The following is a 14,111-nucleotide window of genomic DNA, read 5'->3' as shown; positions in this document are numbered from 1 at the left end:
TTTATCAGTTTAAGCTCTTTCTTCTTGGGAATCATAACTGAAAAATAATGGGGATTATTCTTTTAAGTTAATGATTTTCAAGAGATTGAGCAAATGGTCAATCGCTTATTTTATTGATTATAAACATTTTAACTAAACAAATCAGCGGAAAAGTTCAACTACTGATTCGCATAGATATGATGTCAGTCAGATTTTAAATGGTTCTGTACGAAATATCATGAATACAAAAAAAAGGGAGTAAGTTTAATCATCTTAATAATAGGTTAAATATAGTAAATGATTATTTTTACAATAATTTAAGTAACAGTAAGTCTTTAAAGCCTGCTGCCTTTCCCCTAAGGGGAGATTAAAAGGGGGTGTTATGCTTACCAAAGTAATGAATAGGTCTGAGACCTTAAACTTTTTTAAATAAAGATTATGATAAAACGAAATCTATGCGCAAAGATTGCAGGATTATTGCTTCTGTCAATTCTTCCTACGCAGGATATCTTGACGCAAAACATTGTAACAATCTTCGGACAAGAAAAGATTGAAAAAACAGACGAGGGTGAGGTATTTTACAATTTCCGTAACGGCTTTTTGCTACCCGGTGGTACAAATCCGGGAACATTGTTCAATGGACAAGATATGATTGCCTGGATGTATGCTACAGGTAATTTTATTACACCTAAAGCCGGAGCCGTGATCGGGTATTCTTATCCCAATATGGATAGTCAGGTAGAAGATGCTTATCTGAAATGGCTGGCCGGCAGTAAGGGTGAAAAATCAATGGAGTTACTTCCTCAATGGACATGGGCTGTCATGGAAGCCGATTCTGCAGGTCTGTTTAAGCGTCCTGAAATGCGCTCAGCTTTCCTGTACACATCATATGAATCTCCTAAAGAACAAATCGCATTGTTAGAGACAACGGGTGGAACACGTACGTATGTGAACGGGATGCCTCGCGAGGGTGATCATTACGATTTTGGCTATACTCTGACGCCTGTAAAACTGAAAAAAGGTCTTAATGAATTCGTTTATACACCCGGGCGTTTTGGTAAGGTTACTTCTAAACTGGTGAAACCTGAAAAAGCAATCATGTTTACAAAACGTGACATGACTATTCCCGATATTATTATCGGCGAGGATAATTCTAAATGGGCTGCCATCCGTGTAATAAATGCACAGGAAAAGCCATTGCAAGGATTAACAATACGGGCTACACTTCCCGATGGGAAGCAGGAAGAGTATAAAACTCAGGATATAATGGCTCTGAGTGTAAGAAAACTGAGATATAAAATTCCTGCTATCGGCAATAGCGGTAGCGAGGGAAAGGTTATTGTAAAGATCGAATTACTTGATAAATCGGGAAAGGTAATTGATCAGACAAACGTTGAAGTACGTCAGGTTTTACCATCGGTTCATCACGAGCGTACTTTTGTAAGCCGTATAGATGGAAGTGTACAATATTATAGTGTTGCTCCTGCAATACGTAAAAATCCGGAGGAAACAAAAGCAATGGTATTGACTGTTCACGGGGCAGGAGTAGAAGCCCGCAATCAGGCCAGAGCATACAAGTCGAAAGACTGGACGGATATTATTGCAGCAACTAACCGTCGTCCATATGGATTTAACTGGGAAGAATGGGGACGTATCGATGGCTTAGAGGTCTTAGAAGAAGCTAAACGTATATTTAAGCCTGATGAATCAAAAATATATCTGACCGGCCATTCTATGGGAGGGCATGGATCGTGGTTCTTAGGCACCACTTACCCTGATAAATTCGCAGCAGTTGCACCATCTGCCGGTTATCCTGATATTGCAAGTTATGGCAGAGGACGGGGTGATGATATGCACGATAAAAATTCGACTTACAATGCTTTCAAACGTGGGGGTAACGGAGGGCGTGTAATCTCATTAGCCAAAAACCTGAAACAATCGGGTGTATATATTTTTCACGGAGATGCCGATAGCGTTGTCTCTCCATCTAACGCCCGCCGTATGCGTGAGGTATTGGGTAAATTTCATCCCGATTTTTGTTATTACGAGTATCCGGGAGGAGAGCATTGGTTTGGTGATCACAGTGTAGACTGGCATCCGATCTTTGAGTTCTTCTCACGCCATTCGATTCCACAGGCTAAGGATGTGAAAGAGATGGATTTTTATACAGCATCTCCTGCAATTTCCCCGACAGATTATTGGTTAAAGGTAGAACAACAAATCAAACCTTTCGATTTGAGTAATGTGCAGGTACGCTTGAATAATGATACGATTCATGTTCTGAAAATAGATAATGTAGCTATGTTGGTTCTTGATATTCCTTCATTGATGTTAGGAAACGAGCAGGTTACAGTGAATATCTCAGGACAAGCATTACCTGTTCCTTCCAATAGAAAAGCGATTTTGGCTCTTGAAAATGATAAATGGCAGATAAAAAATGAAGTAAATTTAAAACATAAATATTCGGGACGTTATGGCGGATTTAAGAATGCTTACGATAATAATGTAGTGTTTGTATATCCGACAAAAGGAACAGTAAAAGAAAACGAATGGTATCAAAATAAAGCTCGTTTCGATGCCGAGACTTTCTATTATAGAGGAAACGGATCGATTGATGTAATTCCCGACACAGAATATTCAATTGCTAAGTTTCCGGATCGTAATGTAATCGTTTACGGAAATAAAGATAATAACCGTGTATGGCCTTTATTACTTAAGAATAGTCCGATTCAAGTGGCTAAAGGTGTAATTACTATTGGCGGAAAAACTTTTAGTGGCGATGATCTTGGGACTTATTTTATCTATCCTCATCCGGGCAGTAACACTGCTTCTGTGGGAGTTGTTGCCGGAACAGGTGATGCAGGTATGCTTGCTACCTCTCCTAACAATTACATATCGGGTATCACAGGTTTTCCTGATCTGATGATATATCGTGCAGATATGCTGAAAGATGGATTAACAGGTATGGAGGCTGCAGGATATTTTGATAATGACTGGACTTTGACAAGTCAGGATTTCTAAAGAATAAGAACATATAGGGGTGTACGCAATACGCCCCTATATATTTTAATCGGTATAAAGTCTTGTGTACTCCACTATCAAGAGAATATAAAAGCATTTAAAAATTTGTCATCATCACACTCTTCTTTGAATCTGATTGTAATACCAAATTTTTCAATTAAATGTTGTAAATCATTAGCCAACGTATCAATATATAATAGATTGATTTTCTTATTCCTTAATAATGTAAAGAAATGGCTATGTTCTTTATTTTCTATTTTTACTTTTTCGTATCCGACAACTTTGTCTTCCTCCAATTTAAATATATTTAAATCTGCATCTTCTTGAATGTCATTACTTAAAAGCCCTTTTTTAGTCAAAATAGCGATAATCTTATTCATAATTTCATATTTTATATTTAAGGGAATGTGAGTTCTAAGGTTTTTAATTCGTACCTCTCATTTGCTAATCCATGTCCTATGTATTTCTTAGTATCATTTCTGATGACCTTGCCAGAATGGAGTTTTTTGAATACAACACTCACTCTATACATATATATACGTAATATCAGTCGAAATGTTTTTTGAGTAATCACTATATTAATTTTATTAATGTTGTTTTAACGAAACTTAGAAAGTCCCCCTCTATTATCTAAGACGAACGAGACGGTTAAATATTTTAATTATATTCTAATCATGTCTGATTTCAAGGTCGGACACTCAATACAATATTCTATTGGTAGATAAAATAGCACAATCATGTCAAAGCATAGCACATACTATTCAGAATAGAAAGGACTATGTTTTTTAGTTTATTTTTTTAATATGTTTGATTAACCAAATGAATCGAACCGGAAAAATAAACCTGAAATCATGAGAATATTTAAGAACACAATTCTTATTCTAGTAAGTCTGCTCATAACCTCTTGTAATGATAAGAGTTCAACAACTCAAAAAGAAGAGCCTGATAATACCTTAAAACAGCCAGTTGCTTTAGCCGACCCATTTATAATGTTGTACGATAACACCTATTATGCGTATGGCACTAATGATGAAAACGGTATCCTCGTATATACATCAGACGACCTTATAAGTTGGGAAAAACAAGCAACTTTAGCACTGCATAAAAATAACTCGTGGGGCGATCGTTGGTTTTGGGCGCCCGAAGTGTACTACATACCACAAAATAAAAAATTCTACATGTATTATTCGGTTGATGAGCATATAAGTGTTGCTACATCCGATTCTCCCACAGGACCATTTCGTCAGGACATTCAAAAGCCGATTATAGAAGATGAGAAGTGTATCGATAATTCACTTTTCATAGATGATGATGGTAAAGCTTACCTCTCTTTTGTACGCTTCACAGATGGTAATAATATCTGGATTGCAGAAATGGAATCTGATCTGAAAACGATGAAGAAAGAAACAATGAAGCCCTGTATTCATGTTACAGAAGCATGGGAAAACGATTTAGGGCGTGTAACCGAAGGTTCTTTTATCGTTAAGCATAAAGGTATTTACTACATGATATATTCCGCAAATGACTATCAAAGTCAGAATTATGGAGTGGGGTATGCAACCGCTTCTTCTCCAATGGGACCATGGACTAAATATGATAAGAACCCTATTTTTCAGAAACCTGATGATCTGGTAGGGGTTGGTCACAGTGCCATCTTTAAGGATAAAGGAGGCAAACTTCGCATGGTATTTCATGCCCATCATGACAAAAACAATATACACCCACGATTGATGTATATTACAGACGTTTCATTCTCGGATGATGAAAAACCAATAATGAAAATAGGAGGTAATATTGTAGCAACTCATCTTAAATAAAGTAATTAAATAATGGTAAGTAAGGGTAGACTTATGTGGCTGCCCGATACCGAAATAATAACAGGTCTGAGACCTCAATAAAAGAAGATATACAGAACATGAAAAAGAAACTATTACTGATTGCATTATTTATTTCCTCTATCGGATTGAATCATGCAGCCGATATGGCTGATAACCTGAGACCTCAAATAACCTTAAAATCTCCCGGAAATCCGGCAATAGCTTATCCGTTGAAAGCTAAAAACGGTATGCTGACTTCAACAGCAAATATACCTGTTGAGATAAAAGAACAGATTATCGAGAATGATTCTGTCTTACAGTTGATAATTAATCTCAAAGCAACAGATTTGGTGTATTATAATTTCGAAGAAAGCTATAATACAACGATGAATCACGATGACTGTCAATTCTATATGCCCGGATTTTGGTATAGACGCAACTTAAGATCACCTAAAGAAGCACCATCGTTTTATACAAGCGATAGCTGGCAGGTGAGAGAAGATCGTTTAAGCACACCTCTAACCGGTATATTCAACGAGAAAACAGGAACTTATTATACAGTTTTGCGTTTAGATGATTTTAAGAACGAAAGTTTGGCTTGCCATAGTCAAGGAGAAGTTATTCTATCCGGTAAAACATCTTTAGGATTTACAGGATTTCGTAATCAAGGCGGTAAATCATCTCTCGTATTTGGTTTTCCGTATAGTGAAGCACCTAAAACATATATCCGTAAACTAACTCTGGCTCCTGCTGTGCAGACTTTCGAAAAACTGGAAAAAGGTGAAACACGCCAATTAGTTTGGGTGATCAAAAAGAGTAAAGCAGCCGATTTTTCTAAATTTGTGGCTTCTGTTTGGAATTACTCATATGATACCTTAAAACCTCACGAATTAAAAGATCATTTATCGACAGCCGATGCAAAAGAAATACTTTCTAACTTTTTTCACGAAAGCTATGTGGATAAGTACGATCTGAAATATTTCTCGGGAGTACATATGCGTACCGATGATTGCAAAAGTACAGGCTCGGTAGAAGTTGGTTTTGTGGGTCGTGTTTTATTGAATGCATTCAATGCGTTGGAATATGGAGAAGCAAATAACAAACCTGATTTGGTTGAAAAAGCAAATTCGATATTTGATAGCTATCTGCAATATGGATTTACCCCTTCGGGATTCTTTAGAGAATTTGTGAATTATGATGATAATGACGAGACAAAAGTATACAGCATACGTCGTCAATCGGAAGGAGCTTTTGCTTTGTTAAATTATTTGGAATACGAAAAAAGAAAAGGTCGCAAACATACCGAATGGGAAGCTAAAATTAAAACGTTGCTGAATAATTTCCTCAAATTACAGGAAGCAAACGGAAGTTTTCCTCGTAAATTTGAAGACGATTTCAAAATCGTAGATGAATCGGGAGGCAGTACACCATCGGCAACTCTACCGTTAACAATGGCTTATGCCTATTTTAACAATAAATTATATTTGGAAAGTGCAAAAAAGACAGCTCTTTATCTTGAAGAAGAACTGGTTTCTAAAGCAGACTACTTTTCGTCAACCTTAGATGCTAATTGTGAAGATAAGGAAGCATCACTATATGCCTCTACTGCCATGTATTATCTGGCAATGGTATCGAAAGGAAAAGAGCAACAGCATTATATTGACCTGAGTAAACAAGCTGCCTATTTCAGCCTTTCGTGGTACTACATGTGGGATGTGCCTTTTGCACAAGGACAAATGTTGGGCGATGTAGGTTTCAAATCGAGAGGTTGGGGAAATGTTTCGGTCGAAAACAACCATATTGATGTCTTTATCTTTGAATTTGCAACCGTTCTTGATTGGTTGGCAAAGGAACGTAATGAGCCTCGATTCGCCGAATTTTCATCCATTATCAAAAGTTCAATGCTTCAATTAATGCCCGTTAAAGGACATATGTTTGATATAGCTAAAGTGGGCTATTATCCCGAAGTTGTACAGCATACCAATTGGGATTATGGTAAAAACGGAAAAGGCTTCTACAATGATATCTTTGCACCGGGTTGGACGGTAGCTTCGTTATGGCAAATGCTAAGTCCCGATCGAGTGGAAAATTATTTCAATAATAAAAAGAAATTCTAATGTTATGAGAAAAACTCTTTTATATCTGTTTACATTGGTCAGTTTAGCGGCTTGTTCAGCGAATAATAATGATTCCGCTCCTGCACCTGAAACTGCTACATATTCGAATCCGGTGATAGCAAGAAGTTTGCCCGATCCTACCATTATTAAAGCAAATGACGGGTATTTCTACCTGTATGCAACAGAAGATGTACGCAATATGCCCATCTATAAATCAAAAGATTTAACCAGCTGGAGTTTTGTAGGAACAGTTTTCACCGACAATAGCCGTCCCGATTTTGAACCTAAAGGAGGCCTTTGGGCGCCTGATATTAATTATATAAACGATAAATATGTGCTGTATTATTCCATGTCGGTTTGGGGAGGTGAAGAAACTTGCGGAATTGGAGTCGCTGTTGCCGACAGTCCTTCAGGACCTTTTACCGATAAAGGTAAACTTTTCAGAAGTAATGAAATTGGTGTGACAAATTCAATCGACCCTTTCTATATCGAAGATGGCGGAAAAAAATACCTGTTTTGGGGTAGTTTCAGAGGTATCTATGGCATAGAATTAAGCAATGACGGACTTACCTTAAAAGAAGGTGCGGAAAAGAAACACATTGCAGGAACAGCTTTCGAGGGTACTTACATACATAAAAAAGGCAACTACTATTACCTGTTTGCATCCATCGGCACTTGTTGCGAGGGAGTTAACAGTACCTATAAACTGGTTGTCGGACGATCAGAATCTCTTATGGGACCTTATGTCGATAAGGATGGAAAAAGCATGCTCGATAATGGATACAACATAGTAATCAATAGCAATAACCGTTTTGTTGGCAATGGGCACTGTTCCGAAATAGTACAAGATCAGGCTGGCAACGATTGGATATTTTATCATGGTGTGGATGTGAAAAATCCGCAGGGTAGGGTGCTATTGCTTGATCAAGTGAAATGGGATAGTAATAACTGGCCTTATATTGAAGGCGGAAGTCCTTCTCTATCTGCATCAAAACCTGTATTTGAAATTCAACAATGAAAAACATGAAAACATTTATTTACTTAAGTCTCTTAATTGGTTTGTTATCATGTAATAAACAACCAAATCAAGAACTTCCTTTATTGAGCGAATCAGCTTTTAAAACAGAGGTAGATGGTAAGGCAGTTGCCCTATATACCTTGAAATCATCAAGTGGATTAACTATGCAGGTTACCAACTTAGGAGCCAGAGTGGTTACACTTTGGGTTCCCGATAAGAACGGAAAATACGAAGATGTTGTACTCGGTTACGAAACTATCGACAGATATATTAACAACAAAGGAGAGCGTTTCTTGGGACCTGTTGTCGGACGTTATGCCAATCGTATCGCAAAAGGGCAATTCGAATTAGATGGAACCACATATCAACTACCAATCAATAACAATGGGCAAACATTGCATGGAGGATTGAAAGGACTCGATATGGTTGTGTGGAATGTGGATAAAGTGACTGACAACGAAATACAGATGTCGTATGTTTCGCCCAACGGAGAAGAAGGTTTTCCCGGAACTATGAAATTAAGTCTGACTTATGTGCTTACACCCGAAAACGAATTTAAAATAACTTACGCTGCAACTACAGATAGAGCAACTGTAATCAACCTGTCTCATCACGGCCTTTTCAATCTTAAAGGAGAAGGAAACGGAACTATTACAGATCATATCTTAACGATTAATGCAAGCAATACAACTCCTGTTGATAGTGTATTAATTCCATCAGGAGAAATAGCAAGCGTAGAGGGTACTCCCTTCGATTTTAGAAAACCAACTGTTATTGGCGAAAGAATAAATGCCGAAAATGAGCAACTGAAAAACGGTGCAGGTTATGATCACAATTGGGTGATAGACCGGAAAACGGCTAAAGATGTAGAACTTGTAGCTTCTATCTATGAGCCTTCAAGCGGCAGAAAGATGGAAGTATGGTCGGATCAACCCGGATTGCAATTTTATAGCGGTAACTTTTTTGACGGAAAAGTTGCAGGGAAAACCGGCAAGCCATTGAAATATAGAGAGGCTTTTGCTCTTGAAACGCAACATTTCCCCGATAGCCCTAATCATGCTAATTTCCCTACAACACGTTTAAATCCGAGAGAAACATATACACAAACATGTATCTATAAGTTTTCGATAAATAAATAAACCTTATACGCTAGAAATATAATAACCATGAAAAGAAACTTTTTATTATTCTCAATGATGATATCTTGCATCGGGCTGTTTGCACAGTGGAAACCGATGGGAGATAAAATAAAGACGAAGTGGGCACAGACCATTGACGTAAATAGTGTATTGCCTGAATATCCTCGTCCTATAATGGAACGTTCGGAGTGGACAAACCTCAACGGTTTGTGGGAGTATGCAATATTACCCAATGGACAAAACGAGCCTCAAAAGTACGATGGTAAAATACTTGTACCGTTTGCAGTGGAATCGAGCCTTTCGGGAGTTCAAAAAGAACTCGGAAAAGATAACGAACTCTGGTATAAACGTTCGTTTACTGTTCCTTCGAACTGGAAGAACAAAACGATTCTATTACATTTTGGGGCAGTAGATTGGAAAACAGAAGTATATCTCAATGATGTTAAAATAGGAACCCACACGGGTGGTTATACTCCTTTCTCGTTTGATATAACTCCCTTCTTAACATCAGGCAATCAAAAATTAGTAGTCAAAGTATGGGATCCTACAACCGAGGGTTTTCAACCTGTAGGCAAACAAAACTCCAAACCCGAAGGTATCTGGTACACTCCCGTTTCGGGCATTTGGCAAACTGTTTGGTTAGAGCCGGTTAATGCCCAACATATAGCTTCAATAAAAACGATTCCTAATATTGATACTAAAAAACTATCCATAGATGTTGCTACCGAAAAAACGGTATCAGCTGATATTGTAGAAGTCGTAGTGAAAAATGGCTCATCCATTGTAGCAAAAGCGAAAGGAGCAGTAGGGCAACAATTGAATATTCCTCTTCCCGATATGCAACTATGGTCACCCGAATCTCCTTTCTTATACAATCTTGAAATTAATTTGTATGCCAATGGGCAATTGGTAGATAAGGTGAATAGTTACGCCGCTATGCGTAAGATTTCGACCAAAAGAGACGATCACGGAATTGTACGTATACAGTTGAACAATAAAGACTACTTCCAATTTGGACCACTCGATCAAGGCTGGTGGCCCGACGGATTATACACCGCTCCAACAGATGAGGCTTTGGTATATGATATCCAAAAAACAAAAGACTTTGGGTTTAATATGATCCGCAAACACGTAAAAGTAGAACCTGCCCGTTGGTATACCCATTGCGACCGATTGGGGATACTTGTTTGGCAGGATATGCCTAATGGAGATAAATCGCCACAATGGCAAAACCGTCAGTATTTTAATGGAAGTGAATTGATCCGTTCAGGCGAATCAGAAGCGAACTATTACAAAGAATGGAAAGATATTATGGACTATCTTGTTTCATACCCATCTATTGTAACATGGGTTCCATTTAATGAGGCTTGGGGGCAGTTCAAAACAGTTGAAACTGCCGAATGGACTAAAAATTATGACCCTTCACGTTTGGTAAATCCTGCAAGTGGAGGTAATCACTACCGCACAGGCGATATGCTCGATTTACATAATTATCCGGGACCCGAACTTTATTTATATGATGCCGAAAGACCAACGGTGTTAGGTGAATATGGTGGTATTGGGCTTCCTCTCGAAGGTCACTTGTGGCAGCCCGATAAAAATTGGGGATATGTGCAATTCAAGAATTCGAAAGAAGTTACTGATGAATATGTAAAGTATGGCGAAACTCTGAAAAAATTGATAAAAGCAGGATTTTCTGCAGCTGTTTATACTCAAACTACTGATGTGGAAGGTGAAGTAAACGGATTGATGACCTATGACCGCAAGGTTATTAAATTAGATGAAGCACGTACCCGAAAAGTTAACCAAGAAATATGTAGTTCTTTAGATAGGTAAGTTTGTAGGAGCAGACCTATGTGTCTGTCCTCTGCGGGCGAACACATAGGTTCGCCCCTACACCCAAGAAACAAATAGGTCATAGACCTTAATCTTAATCTCTATTTTAATTACGATTTGCTACCCATATAATTTGGGCAGTAAGTACCCTTTGTTTATCTAATAAAATCTAATCAGATGATGAAAAAATTATTAATTCTTATGCTAAGTATGTTTACACTAGCCGTTTGTGCTCAGAATGTAAACATTACCGGAAAGGTGGTAGACGTAGAAAGCAATCCACTCATCGGCGTATATGTGAAAATTAAAGGTACCACGACCGGAACCGTTACAGACATGGATGGTAAGTTCGGTCTATCGGGAGAAAGAGGACAAACGTTAGTCTTTTCTTTTCTAGGTCTTACTACTCAGGAGGTAGTCTACAATGGAGCGCCTCTCAATATTACTCTCAAAGAAAATGCGGCAGACTTGGATGAAGTAGTCGTTATCGGATATCAAACAATCCGAAAGGCAGACCTCACAGGTGCTGTTTCAGTAGTGGATACTAAGGAAATGAGAAAAAGTGCAGCCGGAACTATTGCTACTCAGATGCAAGGGCTGGCTACGGGGGTAAATGTCCGTAGTAGTGGTAGAGCAGGAGAAGATGCTTCCATAGAGATCAGAGGGGTAGGGACGCTTAGCGACCGCACTCCGCTTTGGATTGTAGATGGTATGATCATGAATCCGGGAATAGACTTTAATCCATCGGATATTGAAACTATTCAGGTATTGAAAGATGCTTCCTCGGCGGCTATTTATGGTTCGCGTGCAGCCAATGGTGTAATTATAGTAACTACAAAGAAAGGAAGATCGGGTCCGATGAAAGTAAGCGTGAATGCAAAAGCTACCATGGAGTGGACTCCTCGCTACGACCTGATGGATGCAGCCAATTATAAGAAATATAACGATTTGGCATATACCGAAGGAATTGCTAACGGAAGCTGGAATGAAGGTCTGCAACAACATTCCAACTATGATACTAACTGGCAGGATGCTGTATTCAGAACAGGTGTTATCCAGGATTATAATGTATCCTTATCGGGAGGAGGAGAGCATGGCGGTTATTTTGTATCGGGAGGTTACTTCAACCACAAAGGGGTTTCGTTTGGAAATGATTTCGATAGATATAGCTTCAGGGTAAATACCGATGGAAAGAAAGGACTTTTCTCTTTCGGACAAAGCCTTGCATTCTCGGCTACAGACAAAGATCCTTTACAAACAAATCCTTATAACGATGTTATGAGACTGCTTCCTACCATTCCGGTTTATGATGAAAATAATCCCGGTGGATTTGGTTATGGAGACACTAATGCAAATACATTCGCTGTAAATCCTATAGCCCGCGAAACTCTCGAACGTCAAAGGGAAATTCAACACAGGCTCAATGGTGCAGTCTGGTTAGAATTCAAACCCCTTCCTTATCTTTCGTATAAGTTGAATGCCGGTATCGATTACTATTTCTGGGAAAAATCGTGGTTCAGGGGCGAAGGTAACTGGCAACGTAATCAGGAGCATCGTAACCCCGAAGGTCTTAAAGAAAGAACTAATACATATAACAGGCTTTTGGAACATACGGTGAACTTCAATAAAAATTTCGGAAAACATCATATCGATGCATTGGCAGGTCTTACTTATCAAACCTATAAATGGGAAACTGTAGGAGGTTCGCGTCTTAACTTTCCATTGGTGGGAGGAAGCTATTTAACAGTATTGGATGCCGGACAAAGCAATCAACAGAACTTTAACAGTATCAGAGCAAATTCGATGATTTCCTATTTGGGTAGATTCAACTATAATTATGACAATAAATATTATTTAACAGGAACAATGCGTAGAGATGGTACATCTCGTTTATCGAAAGAAAATCGTTGGGGGAATTTTCCGTCTATATCGGGAGCTTGGAGAATATCTCAGGAGAAATTTTTCAATGTATCGTGGATCGAAGATTTCAAACTTCGTGGAAACTGGGGTCGTTTGGGTAATGCTGCTATCGGAAACTGGGATTATTTGGGGACAATCAATCAAAGTATGGTAACGGTAATCGGAGGAAAATTAGTTTCGGCAGCGGCTCAGGTTAAAATAGTCAATTCGGATTTGAAATGGGAAACCAAAGAAACCGTAAACGTTGGGTTTGATGCCGCTTTTCTGAATCAACGCTTAACAGCAAGTGTTGAATACTATTATGCTACATCCAGAGATATATTGACCACTATGCCTATTGCCATCTCAACAGGTAATCAGGAAGGCGCACCTATGGCTAATGCTGCCAGCTTAAGAAATAAAGGCTTCGAGTTTACAGCGAACTGGAGAGACAAAATCGGAGAGTTTAACTATGGGATAGTGACTAATTTAACGACACTTAATAACAAGGTATTAGATTTGGGTTATGGCAGAGGTGTAAATTACTCGGGTCTGACAAAATCAAAGGAAGGAGAACCTTTATCGATGTATTATTTGTATAAAACCGAAGGGATTTTTAAAACACAGGCACAGATAGATAATTATGTATCATCAAACGGAACACCAATTCTTATCGGCGATAAACGACCTCAGCTTGGAGATGTTATTTATGTCGATACCGACGACAATGCGGCTATCACTGCCAATGACCGTCAGATAGTAGGTAATCCGTGGGCAAAAGTACAACTGGCTTTAACTTTCACCGGTAATTGGAGAAATTGGGATTTCTCGATGATGTGGTATGGTCAATTCGGAAATGATATATATAATGTAACTAAATGGCAGGGGACTTACTTTGCAGATAATTCGAACTACCTGAATTTCAAAAAAGGAGATGAGCCTTATCAAATAAATCCAAACTCGAATACACCGCGGATTATTTACGGGGATGCACGTAATACCTATGCCAGCGACAGATATTTGGAGAACGGTTCGTTTTTCCGCTCACAATATATTCAAATGGGATATACTTTCGATAAGAAGTTGATAAAAAATCTGGGTATTGAAGCCCTTCGGGTATATGCAACAGGAAGTAACCTGATAACCTTCACTAAATACAGCGGATTAGATCCTCAGTTTATCAATAATGATGTATGGGATAGAGGAACCGATAGTTTCGCATTCCCGAATATGGGGTCGGTTATGTTTGGTCTCGATCTTACATTTTAAGTAAAAAAAGTAAAAT

Annotated in this window: 8 protein-coding genes; 7 read left to right on the top strand and 1 reads right to left on the bottom strand. The window is 38.5% G+C overall.

The genetic code is table 11. The features are described 5' to 3' along the window. Positions 1–417 precede the first annotated feature (417 nt). Entirely contained in the window at positions 418–3,000 is a 2,583-nt protein-coding gene (locus tag CLV62_RS18450; RefSeq protein ID WP_110312253.1) for a carboxylesterase family protein, read from the top strand. Positions 3,001–3,077: 77 nt separating this feature from the next. Here CLV62_RS18450 and CLV62_RS18445 read toward each other — a convergent pair whose 3' ends face one another. After that, entirely contained in the window at positions 3,078–3,380 is a 303-nt protein-coding gene (locus CLV62_RS18445; RefSeq protein WP_110312252.1) for a hypothetical protein, read from the bottom strand. A gap of 477 nt (positions 3,381–3,857) precedes the next feature. Here CLV62_RS18445 and CLV62_RS18440 point away from each other — a divergent pair, with 477 nt between their 5' ends. The 6 genes from CLV62_RS18440 (at position 3,858) to CLV62_RS18415 (ending at position 14,095) form a co-directional block, all read left to right on the top strand. Further along, positions 3,858–4,817, top strand: a complete 960-nt coding sequence (locus tag CLV62_RS18440; RefSeq protein WP_110312257.1) for a glycoside hydrolase family 43 protein — start codon at positions 3,858–3,860, stop codon at positions 4,815–4,817. A 98-nt stretch (positions 4,818–4,915) separates the two neighbouring features. Next, the gene (locus tag CLV62_RS18435) at positions 4,916–6,934 is read left to right on the top strand and encodes a hypothetical protein (protein WP_110312251.1); all 2,019 of its coding nucleotides are present in this window, start codon (positions 4,916–4,918) and stop codon (positions 6,932–6,934) included. A 4-nt stretch (positions 6,935–6,938) separates the two neighbouring features. Then, complete coding sequence (locus tag CLV62_RS18430; RefSeq protein ID WP_110312250.1) at positions 6,939–7,952, top strand: family 43 glycosylhydrolase; 1,014 nt, start codon at positions 6,939–6,941, stop codon at positions 7,950–7,952. A gap of 5 nt (positions 7,953–7,957) precedes the next feature. Further along, positions 7,958–9,091, top strand: a complete 1,134-nt coding sequence (locus CLV62_RS18425; RefSeq protein ID WP_110312256.1) for an aldose epimerase family protein — start codon at positions 7,958–7,960, stop codon at positions 9,089–9,091. Between the two features lie 27 nt (positions 9,092–9,118). Then, positions 9,119–10,927: a glycoside hydrolase family 2 protein gene (locus tag CLV62_RS18420; protein WP_110312249.1), complete on the top strand. Its 1,809-nt coding sequence runs from the start codon at positions 9,119–9,121 to the stop codon at positions 10,925–10,927. Positions 10,928–11,104: 177 nt separating this feature from the next. Next, entirely contained in the window at positions 11,105–14,095 is a 2,991-nt protein-coding gene (locus tag CLV62_RS18415; protein ID WP_110312248.1) for a SusC/RagA family TonB-linked outer membrane protein, read from the top strand. Positions 14,096–14,111 lie beyond the last annotated feature (16 nt).

Source organism: Indolivaga alginatilytica (genome assembly GCF_003201355.1).
Classification (GTDB): domain Bacteria; phylum Bacteroidota; class Bacteroidia; order Bacteroidales; family Dysgonomonadaceae; genus Dysgonomonas_A; species Dysgonomonas_A alginatilytica.
This window is presented reverse-complemented; position numbering and strand designations above follow the sequence as displayed.

Bases quoted from the DNA above. Each gene is read 5' to 3' on its own strand.
- CLV62_RS18420 (WP_110312249.1), top strand. From the start codon at position 9,119: ATGAAAAGAAACTTTTTATTATTCTCAATGATGATATCTTGCATCGGG.
- CLV62_RS18450 (WP_110312253.1), top strand. From the start codon at position 418: ATGATAAAACGAAATCTATGCGCAAAGATTGCAGGATTATTGCTTCTG.
- CLV62_RS18425 (WP_110312256.1), top strand. From the start codon at position 7,958: ATGAAAACATTTATTTACTTAAGTCTCTTAATTGGTTTGTTATCATGT.
- CLV62_RS18435 (WP_110312251.1), top strand. From the start codon at position 4,916: ATGAAAAAGAAACTATTACTGATTGCATTATTTATTTCCTCTATCGGA.
- CLV62_RS18430 (WP_110312250.1), top strand. From the start codon at position 6,939: ATGAGAAAAACTCTTTTATATCTGTTTACATTGGTCAGTTTAGCGGCT.
- CLV62_RS18415 (WP_110312248.1), top strand. From the start codon at position 11,105: ATGATGAAAAAATTATTAATTCTTATGCTAAGTATGTTTACACTAGCC.
- CLV62_RS18445 (WP_110312252.1), bottom strand. From the start codon at position 3,380: ATGAATAAGATTATCGCTATTTTGACTAAAAAAGGGCTTTTAAGTAAT.